8 protein-coding genes are annotated in these 12,098 nt (G+C 44.1%); 7 read left to right on the top strand and 1 reads right to left on the bottom strand.

What is annotated here, in order from left to right; translation table 11 throughout:
- The first annotated feature begins 6 nt into the window (after nucleotides 1-6).
- Nucleotides 7-570: a QueT transporter family protein gene (locus H8704_RS12755; RefSeq protein ID WP_249298510.1), complete on the top strand. Its 564-nt coding sequence runs from the start codon at nucleotides 7-9 to the stop codon at nucleotides 568-570.
- Nucleotides 571-772: 202 nt separating this feature from the next.
- Here H8704_RS12755 and H8704_RS12750 read toward each other — a convergent pair whose 3' ends face one another.
- Nucleotides 773-1,252, bottom strand: coding sequence for a hypothetical protein (locus H8704_RS12750; protein WP_118679297.1), 480 nt, complete (start codon nucleotides 1,250-1,252; stop codon nucleotides 773-775).
- A gap of 186 nt (nucleotides 1,253-1,438) precedes the next feature.
- Here H8704_RS12750 and H8704_RS12745 point away from each other — a divergent pair, with 186 nt between their 5' ends.
- The 6 genes from H8704_RS12745 to H8704_RS12720 form a co-directional block, all read left to right on the top strand.
- Nucleotides 1,439-4,798: a PD-(D/E)XK nuclease family protein gene (locus H8704_RS12745; protein ID WP_249298509.1), complete on the top strand. Its 3,360-nt coding sequence runs from the start codon at nucleotides 1,439-1,441 to the stop codon at nucleotides 4,796-4,798.
- A gap of 15 nt (nucleotides 4,799-4,813) precedes the next feature.
- Nucleotides 4,814-8,494, top strand: coding sequence for a helicase-exonuclease AddAB subunit AddA (gene addA / locus H8704_RS12740; RefSeq protein ID WP_249298508.1), 3,681 nt, complete (start codon nucleotides 4,814-4,816; stop codon nucleotides 8,492-8,494).
- A 199-nt stretch (nucleotides 8,495-8,693) separates the two neighbouring features.
- Nucleotides 8,694-10,145: an Ig-like domain-containing protein gene (locus H8704_RS14300; protein WP_249298507.1), complete on the top strand. Its 1,452-nt coding sequence runs from the start codon at nucleotides 8,694-8,696 to the stop codon at nucleotides 10,143-10,145.
- Nucleotides 10,146-10,267: 122 nt separating this feature from the next.
- Nucleotides 10,268-11,008, top strand: a complete 741-nt coding sequence (locus tag H8704_RS12730) for a LytR/AlgR family response regulator transcription factor (protein WP_249298506.1) — start codon at nucleotides 10,268-10,270, stop codon at nucleotides 11,006-11,008.
- Nucleotides 11,009-11,181: 173 nt separating this feature from the next.
- The gene (locus H8704_RS12725) at nucleotides 11,182-11,448 is read left to right on the top strand and encodes an acyl carrier protein (RefSeq protein WP_249298505.1); all 267 of its coding nucleotides are present in this window, start codon (nucleotides 11,182-11,184) and stop codon (nucleotides 11,446-11,448) included.
- Nucleotides 11,438-12,098 (top strand): hypothetical protein (locus H8704_RS12720; protein WP_249298504.1); only part of this gene is annotated, 661 nt, incomplete at its 3' end. The genes H8704_RS12725 and H8704_RS12720, both read left to right, overlap by 11 nt.

The following is a 12,098-nucleotide window of genomic DNA, read 5'->3' as shown; positions in this document are numbered from 1 at the left end:
TTAGAAATGAAGACAAAAAAACTCTATTTTATCACACAGGCAGCGATGATTGCTGCAATCTACATTGTAATGACAATGTTCATCAACACGTTTAATCTTGCATCAGGAACGATCCAGATCAGAGTATCAGAGGCACTGACAGTACTGCCATTCTTTACCCCTGCTGCAGTCCCCGGACTTTTTATCGGATGTCTGTTAAGTAATCTGCTGACAGGAGCGATGCTTCCGGATGTGATCTTTGGCAGTCTGGCAACATTGCTGGGAGCATTGGGGAGCTATGCATTGAGAGAACATTCCTTTCTTGTAACTCTGCCGCCGGTTATTGCCAATATGGTGATCATACCATTTGTTCTCCGCTATGCGTATGGTATGACGTTTGTGGTTCACGGTGTGGATATATCTATTCCGTTTCAGGCATTAACAGTGGGAGCCGGTGAGGTCATAACCTGCTGTATTCTTGGAAGTGTATTGATCAAGGCATTGACTCCGTATCGTCATCTGATCTTTCAGAGTGACGGGGATAGTGAGAAGCAGCCGGTTGCAGCCAATAATGCAGTCCGTCACAAATAAACAAAATGAATTGAAAAGGTCATACCCCGGAGAATATAAAAAACAGAAAGATATCTGTTAGAATAGAAATATATAACTTAAAAAGACAGCAGTTTATGAAGCGATTTCGTATCAGCTAAATTCATAAAAGGCTGTCTTTTTGTTTTTGAAATGATTTTGTATAAGAAAATAATATAATCAAAAATGGCTTATGAATTAGACATTATTCCGTCGAGGCTTCGTTCATAACCTGACAGACCGTGTCAAGAATAAGCTGGGAGGTATAGGGGGAGTCATCGGACAGCACAACCTGATCCGGGGCAATATCCTGAGCAAGCTGGTCGGAGATTTCTTTTACCGCCGGCTTGATCAGAGGATACATAGTTTCTACAGATTCCTTCAGATTGACTACTTCCACGGATTTTACGCGGTCTTTATCCAGAGAGACCCGTAGATTTATTTTGGATTCCCCAAGGGTAAGTTCACTGCTGTATACCCCTGCTATGTATTTACCTGAGCTTGTGGATGCAGATTTTTTGGAGCCGGAGATTGCCGCTGGGGAAGAGGTGCCGGCACTTTCTTTTCCCTTGCCCGGCCAGAACATAAAGAAAAGAAGCACGAGCAGTAAAATGCCCAGCCCCACAAAAACAGCAGTATAAATAATTTCCTTCATTTGAAAAATGACAATTCTGGTACGCGACATAGGAAAACCTCCCAATATGATAAATTTCCGGTTATTACAGTATATTCCAAAAGGAAAAAGATAGAACAAGGATACGCTTTTCTTGCGGTAGAAAATAACGTATAATAAAGAGGTATTATTTGAAAAAGAAAATTATAGCGGATTAAGTATAATATTTTTGAGGAAGACAGGAATGGGAGGCATAAAATGGCAGTTTATTTCGTACTGGGAGGTTCCGGACGGGGAAAATCTTATTTTGTGAATCATACCGTTGTAGAGAGGGCACAGGCGGAAAAGGACAAAACCTTTCTGATGATCGTGCCGGAGCAGGCAACGATGCAGACTCAGAAAGAGATTGTTGATATCAGTGAACATCAGGGGATTATGAATATAGAAGTGCAGAGCTTTGTGCGCCTGGCATACCGCATTTTTGGAGAGACAGGTATGACGAGTCTGCCGGCGTTGGACGATATGGGCAAGACGCTGATCCTTCATAAGGTACTGCTGGAGCAGGAAAAGAATTTACATTATTTTGGAAGGAATGTCCATAAAAAGGGATATGTAGCAGAAATCAAATCCTTTCTTTCGGAAATGATGCAGTATGGAATTGATGAAGAAGGGCTGGATGATATGATTCAGGCTGCCGGCTCCCGTATGGCATTGAAAAGCAAGCTGGAGGATATGAAGGTGGCATATCACAGTTTTCGCACATATCTGAAAGACAATTATATCACGTCCGAGGAGGTACTTACCGTATTAAGTGGTGTGGTGTCCCAGTCGAAGCTTTTAAAGGATGCGGTGATCTGTCTGGACGGATTTACCGGGTTTACGCCGGTGCAGTATCAGTTGATCGAGGAGCTTATGCGGGTCTGCAGCGACATCTATGTGACGGTGACCATGGACGAGTCCCAGGAGATTTTTCAGCCGGGAGAAAAGCATGAATTGTTTTATCTGAGTAAAAAAACGACAGCACATTTTCTGCATATGATCAAAGACAACGGAATGGAAGAACCGGAAGTTATCCGGGTGGGAGAGGAGATTGAAAAAACAAGATTTCATGATTCAGAACAGCTGGGGCATCTGGAACGGTCATTATTTCGATTTCCGGTGAAGGCATATCATCAAGGTGCTGTTGAAGGAGATGACAGAGAAGACATCAGTATTCATCTGTTGAAACAGCCACAGGAGGAGATTTCCTTTGTGGCGGAGTGTGTCAAAAAGCTTCGACGGGAAGGATACCGCTATCGGGATATTGCTGTGGTGGCAGGAGATATGGAGGTTTACGGACCGTTGGCGAGAGATATTTTCGGACAGGCGCAGATTCCATGCTTTGTGGATCAGAAAAAGACCATTCTTGCCAATCCACTTGTAAATATGCTGGATGCCCTGCTGGACATGATTCAGTATGATTTCCGGTACGATACGGTAATACGGTATCTGCGGGGGAAATACTCTATGCTGAGCCCAGAGGAAACGGACCTGTTAGACAATTATCTGCTGGCATCGGGTATTCGCGGAGCGGGCCGATGGAAGGGAGAATGGAACGCAGCCCAAATATATCCGTTCCGGGATGAAGAACAGGGGCAGGAGTTTAATCAAAAAATAAATGATATCCGTCAAAATGTATGGAAAAACATTGAGGAAATATATATCAGCATCAAAACAAGGAAGCACACAGTCAGAGAATTTGCAGAAGCTCTCATACAGTTTATGGAAGAGCAGAATTTCTATGGAAAGCTGACGGAAGATGTAGAAGCCTTTCGGCAAATAGGAGATGCGGGGGCTGCCAAGGAGTATGACCAGATTTACGGCATTATACTGGATGTGCTGGACCGGCTGGTAGAGCTTTTGGGAAGTGAGAAGATGTCTCTCAAGGAGTTTCGGGAGCTTTTGGACACCGGCTTCAGTGAAGCGAGAGTGGGATTGATCCCGCCGGGGGTTGATCAGATTGTCGTAGGCGATCTCACCAGAACCCGGTTAAATCATGTGAAGCACTTATTCTTTCTGGGAGTCACGGACGCAAATATTCCTTCCAGAAGTGGTGGAGGAGGTATCCTGTCAGCGTCAGAGAGAAGCTTTCTGGAGCAGGAAGATTTCGAGATGGCACCGACAGAACGTCAGAAGCTTTATACAGAACAATTCTATCTGTATCTGACCCTGACCAAGCCGGAGGAGCATTTGTATCTGTGTCTGTGCGAAGTAGGCAATGACGGTAAGGAGCAAAAGCCGGCATATCTTATTGAGCGGATGCGCAGATTGTATCCGGACATCACGGTTCATGTGGAAGATCAATGTCGGGATACTGTCCGTATTTTGGGACAGGATAAAGGTATGACATACCTGATCAAGGGGCTTCGGGACAGGAGTATTGAGGATACCGGATGGCAGCAGATCTATACCTATTATAAGGAGCATGATCCGGAGAAACTGCAGAAAATACTGGCAGCAGCCTTTTATCAGCCGGAAAAGGCAAAACTTGTCCGGGAGAATGCAGAACTGCTGTACGGCGACACACTTTATGGAAGTGCATCCCGATTTGAGTTGTATGCGTCATGCGCATACCGTCATTTTCTGCAGTATGGTCTTCATTTGGAAGAACGGCAGGAAAGAACCGTGGAATTTTATGATATTGGAAATGTGATCCATGAAACACTGGAGCTTTACACGAAGGATCTGATCCTGCATAAGAGAAGCTGGCAGGATGTGGAGGAAGGCGAAAGAAGACAAAAGGCGGAGCAATATTTTCAACAGGTGGCAGAGCAGTACAAAAACGGAGTGTTGCAGGATACGGCAAGAAACCATTATCTGATGAAAACTATGAAACGTGTGCTGCACCGGACAATTGCGGCGATCTCATCACAGATGGGACAGGGGAATTTTGAGACAGTCAGCAGCGAGCTTCGTTTTGAACAGCTTCACGGTCCGCTGCGGCTGCGGGGAAGCGTGGACAGAGTGGATCAGATGACCGGAGAAGATGCGGAGTATATTTCCATTGTGGATTACAAGACAGGAGACAAGGATGTATCATTGTCGGATTTCTATTATGGTCTACAGATGCAGCTTGTTATTTATCTTCAGGCGGCAGTGGATGCGGCAAAGAGAAAAACGGGAAACCGGAAAAAGATCATTCCGGCCGGTATATTTTATTTTCATCCCCAGGATCCGATTCTGGAATCTGTCGATGCAAAGGACAAGGAAAAGAAACTGATAAAAGAGTTTCGAATGAAGGGACTGCTCAATGAAGCTGATCCGGTGGTAGAGGGAATTGGCGGAGATGGAGTGACTTCAACGAAAAACTGCGTAGCGGAAAAGGAGTTTAACTACTTTATGAAGTATACGCAGGATACTTTGGAAAAGATGAGTGAGGATATTCTCGGAGGTGCGATCGAAGTAAATCCATATCGCCGGGAAAATGATAAAACGCCTTGTGAATATTGTCCATATCACGGGGTCTGCCAGTTTGATCCGCGGCTGGGAAACAAATACCGCAGTCTCATGAAATTAAAGGATGAGCAGGTCTATATGGAATTAAAAGAGAAGTATGCTAACGAGGCAAAGACAGAATAGGAGGGGAACGGGAATATGGGAAGTATGAAGTGGACAGAGGATCAGCAGCGTGTTATTGACGCAAGAGACAGCAATATTCTCGTATCTGCGGCAGCAGGCTCTGGCAAGACGGCAGTTCTGGTGGAGAGGATCATACAGGAGGTGACCGATGCCGAACATCCTATTGATATTGACCGGCTTCTGGTGGTGACATTTACCAATGCAGCCGCCGGGGAGATGCGCCAGCGTGTGGGAAAGGCACTGGAGGAAGCATTGGTGGAGCATCCGGGAGACAAGCGTCTGCAGAAACAGCTTTCTCTGCTTCACAATGCACAGATCACTACGATTGACAGCTTTTGCCAGAGCATTATCCGCAATTATTTTCATGTGATCGATCTGGACCCGGTTTTTCGCGTGGCTGATGATACAGAGATTAAATTAATGAAGCAGGAAGTACTGGACGAGGTATTGGAGGAGTGTTATCAACGGGCGGAGGCAGAACCGGAGACAGAGGAAAACAGAAATTTTATTGCCATGATCGATGCGTTTTCTACCGGACGAGATGACAGTGCAGCCGGAAATCTGGTGCTGGATGTACATAATATGTCCCAGAGTGCGCCATGGCCGGAGGACTGGCTGAATGGGATCGTGGACATTTATGAAAAGAAGACAACAGACTGGATAACAGAGCTGCAGGGATATATGGCAGATATGCTTGAGGGATATCTGGCTCAGGCGAGACGGACGCTGGAAATATGCCGGCAGGATGGTCCGGAAGAATACGAGCCGGCGATTTGGTCCGATGTAGAGCAGCTGGAACAGTGTGCGGCGGTGTCGGATTATGAGGATTACGCAAGGTATATTTGTGGTTTTCAAAAGAAAAAGCTTGCTTCCAGCAAGGCAGAAAATAAAAAAGTTATTCAGGATATGAGAAAAACTTATATCGACAAGGGAATCCGGAAGCTGGAGGAGAAATATTTCCGGGAGGAGCTGCAGGGTCCCTATGAACAGATGGCACCGGCAGTCAAAGGTCTTGTACAGACCACGAAGCTGTTTGAGGAGGCATTTTCTGTCCGGAAGAGAGAGGACGGTGTGTTGGATTTCAATGATATGGAGCACTTTGCGCTTCAGATATTGGTGGATCATGAGCAGGGAGATGTGCCAAGTGCGGTAGCAAAGGAGCTGCAGGAGTATTATCAGGAAATCATGATTGACGAATATCAGGACAGCAGTTATATCCAGGAAGCTCTTTTGTCCAGTCTGAGCCGGGCAGAGCAGGGACAGCGACCGTATCTGTTTATGGTGGGAGATGTAAAGCAGAGCATTTACCGTTTCCGGCAGGCACGTCCGGAGCTGTTTAATGGGAAATACGAGGCGTATGGAAGTGACCCGAAAATGGGACAGAGAATAGATCTGCATCAGAACTTCCGAAGCAGGGAAATGGTTCTGGAGTCTACAAACTTTCTATTTGAAAAGATCATGCAGAAGTGTCTGGGAGGCATTGTCTATGACGAAGCGGCGAGCCTGGTGCCGGGGGCAGTATTCCCGGAGGATTCTCACAGGACAGCAGGCAAAACACAGGTTCTGGTGATTCAGGGGGATAAAGGCTTTATGGACAAGGACTCTCTGGAGGCATCTGTGATCGGTGAAAAAATACGGGAGCTGGTACAGGGAGAGGAGCCGTTATTTATTAACGATAAAGGAGATTACCGGCCGGTGCGTTACCGGGATATTGTGGTGCTTTTGCGAAGTCCGTCCCGGATTACGGACAAGTATATTGAGGTGCTTTCCCAGATGGGGATTCCGGCGTACACCGAGACAAAGACAGGATATTTCAGTTCCATGGAGGTAGAGGTGATCCTGAATTTTCTGCGGGTTCTGGACAATCCACGGCAGGATATTCCGCTGGCATCGGTTCTCCATTCGCCTTTGGGGGGCTTTACGGACAATGAACTGGCGGAGCTTGGAGCGCAGCAGCAGGGAATCAATTACTATGACAGTTTAAGAAATGCCGGGGGAAATATATCGGAAAATACCCGGAAAAAGGTGTCCGGTTTCTTGGACATTATAGAAACATACCGGCAGCGTGCCGGCGTTCTGCCGGTGTATGATCTGTTGCAGCAGATTTACCGGGAAACAGGATATTATCATATAATGTCGGCAATGCCGGCAGGAGAAAAACGTGCGGCAAATCTGGAGCTGCTGCTGCAGCGTGCACTGGATTATGCCGGAAAAGGAAATCATGGCATTTTTTCCTTTGTACAGTATATTGAAAATATGAAAAAATCCCAGGTGGATTTTGGAGAGGCATCTCTGGTTAATGAAGGAATGGATGCAGTACGGATCATGAGTATCCATAAAAGTAAGGGACTGGAGTTTCCGGTGGTGTTTCTCGCAGGAACAGCAACGCAGTTTAATCTGATGGATGCCAGAGGAATTGTTAAGGATAATGACTACGGCATTGGGATTGATTATATTAATCTGGAGGAAAGATACAAGAAAAAAACACTGTTGAAAAATTTCCTTGCTGACCGTTCGGTGGCAGCGACATTGGCGGAGGAGATCCGCGTGCTGTATGTTGCGTTGACCAGAGCGAAGGAGCAGCTCATCATCACCGGCGTGTCTAAAGATCTGGAAAAGGATCTGGGCAAATGGAGTGATCAAAGTCCGGAATATTGTATGGCGGATCTGATCTCGGCGAGAAGCTATTTGTCGCTGATCATGCCTTTGGTTCTTGATGCGTCGGCAGCGCCTTATTTTGAGGTCGAAAAATGGGACAGCAGTATGGTGACAGGACGGGTAGCAGAGAGTCTTGTGGAGGATGAAGAAATCTATCAGAAGCTGCAGAACTGGGAACAAAATATCTGTTATGATCCGGAGATTCAGGAGGAAATGAAGTCCGAGGATGATTATCATTATCCGTATGAGGCGCAGCTGCAGATACCGGTAAAAATATCGGTGACGGAGTTGAAGCGTATGGAGATGCAGGCGCAGAAGCTGGAGGAGGATGTGTGGGCTGAGGCGACAGATGTGCCAGAAGTGTTTGGTCAGACAGAAGAAAGACAGTCTATATCTGTAGAATACATGGAGGATGAAACGAAAGATGAGGGGGAGAAAACGGAGGAAGCTGCCCGCGAGACCGAAATTCCGAAACCGCGGTTCCTGCAGGGAGAGGAAAAGCTTTCCGGAGCGCAGCGGGGCACCATATATCATTCCATCTTTGAGCACCTGCCATATGAGCGTATGGATGAAAACACAACGCCGGCGGCATTTGCGACATGGCTGGATGAATTTACGGCGAAGGGATATCTGACGTCACCGGAAAAGGACATTGTTTATGCAAAGGATTTCTGTACGTTTTTGCGGACAGATTTGGGAAAACGAATGAGAAAGGCCGCAGAAAACGGAACACTTTACAGGGAGCAGCAGTTTATGATGGGAATTCCTGCGCAGAGACTGCATCCGGAGATTTCGGGAGAGGATACGGATACCGTGCTGGTACAGGGAATTATTGATGCATGGTTTATGGAGGACGAGGATATCATACTGGTGGATTATAAGACGGACCGCGTAAAGCGGGATATTCATGAGCTTGTGGACAAATACCGGATCCAGCTGGACTATTATGCGGATGCATTACAGAGGGTCACAGGACGTAAGGTAAAGAAAAAAATAATATATTCTATTTCGAAAGGAGAGTCCATTGAAATAGAATGATGTTAAAAATTAATGGTATTTGACTCAAACTCCCCACACCAAAAACTATAATATGCCCAGACTGTTTCTGATGTTTCTGGGTATTGAATATGATTTTTGGTTTTTAAGGGTCTGAATACCCGAAGCTGTGTCTGGAAATTGCCTTGTCACTAACGGCTTGCGGGAAATTTTGTTTAAGCGTAGAAAGAGAGGGAAAATCGTGAGATCATTTTTTGAAAAGAAACGTAAATTTATGGTATGGAGCATTGTAGCTGCAATATGTATCAGTGCCGTTCTGCCTCCGATGGGGCAGAGTGCCTGTGTGTCGGCGGCTGCTTATCCGACAGCCACGGCACGTCCGTCGGCCACAGCTTCCGGCGGTGGCATTGTCAGCCCGACACCGAAGCCGACACCATTGCCGGTAGTGACGGCAAAACCCAAAGCGGATATTTATTTGAAAAATGCACATCAGGATATTATATTAACCGTGGGGGCAGCAGGTGAATTTGATCTGGAATGGAAGGAGTTTAACGGGTATGCGCTGGAGAATCTGACAAAGCTTCGTTACCGCAGCGGAGACAGCAGTATATTGCAGATGACGTCAGATGGCGGATATCGTGCGCTTAAGACCGGAAGCACTACTGTGACCGTGACCGGATGGGATGGCAGATATGACGAGATCATGTTGGAAAAAACATATACTGTTTATGTATATCCGGATATGAGCGGGGTATCTCTGGCAAAAAAATCCGTGGATATTTATATTGTAAAAAACAGTTACAGCGCAGATCACAGTGTCTCTATTGATATTAAGGGAGGAGATACCGGTCTTTTTGATGAGGATGAAAACGAAGATCTGACCTATGAGGTCTCCTCCTCCAACAGCAAAATGTATGTATCAGCGAGAGTGTCTCAGGGAAAGCTGATCCTTTCATGCAGTGACGCCGGAACGACTACTGTCACGTTCCGCTTGTATGACAAAGAATTTCAGATACAATTAAGGGTATCAGTGGTTGAAATATCGAACACCTCTGTTTTGCTGGTACGCCACAAAACAAAGAAGCTGAAGATCAAAGGCTACAGCGGAAAAATTCAGTGGAAATCAAGCCGTCCGAAGGTGGCATCTGTTTCTGGAAAGGGAAAAGTCCGGGGCAAAAAGGAAGGGAATACCATTATCAGTGCAAAGATCGGAGACATTCGTCTGGGCTGTGTAATATCAGTTACCACCAAAAAGAAAAAGAAGGTTATCCGGTGTGCGCAGAGAATTGCTTCTACCAGTCAATATAGTCAGCCAAAGCGAATGTTGAAGGGGTATTATGACTGCAGCTCGCTGGTGTGGCGTTCGTATTCTAAATATGGTGTCAAATTCGGGGCATCGTCCTACGCACCGACTGCAGCAGGAGAGGCGGAATATCTGGCAAGACATCATAAACTGCTGAAAGGTGGATTTAGTCAGAAAAATGCTTCAAAGCTCAAGTTTAAGGCGGGAGATCTCATGTTTGAGACAGGCGCATCCAATGGCCGGTACAAAGGAATCTACCATGTGGAGATGATCGTAGGATATGAGTTTTATGGCTGGGATCAAAGAAATAAACCGGTCGTTGTTGTGAAATGGGCGAATCGTCCGGATGGACATTATGGATATGGAGTAGGAATCGTAGGGAAGATGTAGCAGGACAAAAATCTATTCAAAAATGGATTTTAAGACAAATTGCTTGACCTTATCACTAGAAAGATTTATTATTTTATAGAAGGTATAATGGTACAGATATTCGTGGAGGTATAGTTAATTATATGAGGATAGCAATTTGTGATGATGATGTTATTTTATGTCATCAATTAGAAGGTATTATTCTCGGTTTTGGAAAAAATGAGGATGTGCCGGTTCAAACTTCCGTGTTTTTTGATGGCAAAGGTCTTTGGAAATATATGAAACAGGGAAACCATTTTGATCTGATCTTTCTGGATATTGAAATGGAGCAGATGAATGGTATCGCTGTAGGTCGGGCAATTCGGGATACGCTTGGCGATGAGGAGTGCAAAATCGTTTTCATCTCCAGCCGCAGAGATTATGCCATGGAGTTATTTGCGATACGTCCTATGGATTTTCTGGTAAAACCGGTTACGGAAGAGAAGCTCAAAGCGGTTTGGGAATTATATAGCCGGCTTTACCAAAAAGAACAAAATGTGTTTTATTATCAGGCGAAGGGAAATAAGAATTATATCGCGTTTAGCCGTATCCTGTATTTTAGAGCAGATAATAGAAAGATAGAGATACATACGATAGATAGAGATGTGGTCACGTTTTATGGAAAAATGTCAGAGGTGAAACGACAGACAGATGCCGGACGATTTATTCAGATCAGCCGGTCAGAGTTGGTAAATTATAATGCTGTTGAGGAATACCGGGAGCATATGTTAATTCTTCGAGGGGGAGAAAGACTGCTGATTGTGGCATCTCGACGGAAAACAGCAGGACTGCAGATATCAGATTATATGGGAGAGATGATGAAAAATGTAGGCTCGGACTATTAATATTATTCTTTTGCAAATTTAGGCAACAACATACGATATAAATCAAAAACAAATTCACAACAATTAAAGCCCAATTCACAACATTGGGCTTTAATTGTTGTGAATTTGTTGCATAATGGATTTATGAGAAGAAGGGAAGTCAGAAATAAAGGAGTTGAGGAGATTTAGAATTTATGAATGTAAAAGAGGAATTAGTTAGTTTAATTGAATGCAATTGTGGTAATTCAAAAGAAATTTGTATATCGGAAAATACAGATTTAATTCAAGATTTACAGATGGATTCTATAGAAATAATGCAGCTTATTGTAGATGCAGAAGAATATTTTAAAATAACGTTTGATGATGTGGATTTGCTGACAGAAAATTTTAGCCAATTTGGAAAATTTAGTCAGTTGATTGAAAATATGATTTCGATAAAGGGGCAGTTGGATGCTAATTAGAAGTAAACCAAAAAAGAAAGTGATTTTACCGTTAAGTGATGTGGAAATAGGGGCTTGGCCGGAACAAAACTTTTTGTTTGGATTGCTGTTAAATCAGGAAACAGGATGGGATTGGATAATGAATCAATTTATACAGTTGAGAGGAGCTCATTATATAAATTATCAATATGATGCCGTTGATTTTAGCATTACATTTTATCCTTATGGAATACATCAGTTGGCTCCTAATATATTTGATTTATGTCCATTTATCAATAAGTATATAATACCAAGATCGTTTATTTCGGAGCAGTATAAAAGTTTTCATGAATTTGTAAAGAATGCCTTGAACAATGGATATTACTTATCCACTTTTTTGGATCAATTTTTTCGAAGAGATTTTGGTGGAAATTATGGATTTCGTCATCCAACTTTTATTTATGGTTATGATGATGCAAACAAAGAGGTTTGTTTAGCTGATAATTTTGAACATGGGAAATATCAAAAAAAACAAATAAGATATGATCAGTTGGATAAGGCGTTTATGTTAGTACCTACTGATATATGGGAGATGAGTGTATTTTTATATAAATTAGTTCCATATCAGCATTCTTTTTTTACTACATATGTAATGGAACAGTTGCAGGATTATCTGAACCCGAACAGTGGGA

It is taken from the genome of Jutongia huaianensis, from assembly GCF_014384985.1.
Classification (GTDB): domain Bacteria; phylum Bacillota; class Clostridia; order Lachnospirales; family Lachnospiraceae; genus Jutongia; species Jutongia huaianensis.
The sequence above is the reverse complement of the archived record's forward strand: the minus strand, read 5'-3'. Positions and strand labels throughout refer to the sequence as shown.

What these genes read in the sequence shown, in the direction of transcription:
- H8704_RS12755 (WP_249298510.1), top strand. Translation starts at nt 7, where the DNA reads ATGAAGACAAAAAAACTCTATTTTATCACACAGGCAGCGATGATTGCT.
- H8704_RS12750 (WP_118679297.1), bottom strand. Translation starts at nt 1,252, where the DNA reads ATGTCGCGTACCAGAATTGTCATTTTTCAAATGAAGGAAATTATTTAT.
- H8704_RS12745 (WP_249298509.1), top strand. Translation starts at nt 1,439, where the DNA reads ATGGCAGTTTATTTCGTACTGGGAGGTTCCGGACGGGGAAAATCTTAT.
- addA (WP_249298508.1), top strand. Translation starts at nt 4,814, where the DNA reads ATGGGAAGTATGAAGTGGACAGAGGATCAGCAGCGTGTTATTGACGCA.
- H8704_RS12730 (WP_249298506.1), top strand. Translation starts at nt 10,268, where the DNA reads ATGAGGATAGCAATTTGTGATGATGATGTTATTTTATGTCATCAATTA.
- H8704_RS12725 (WP_249298505.1), top strand. Translation starts at nt 11,182, where the DNA reads ATGAATGTAAAAGAGGAATTAGTTAGTTTAATTGAATGCAATTGTGGT.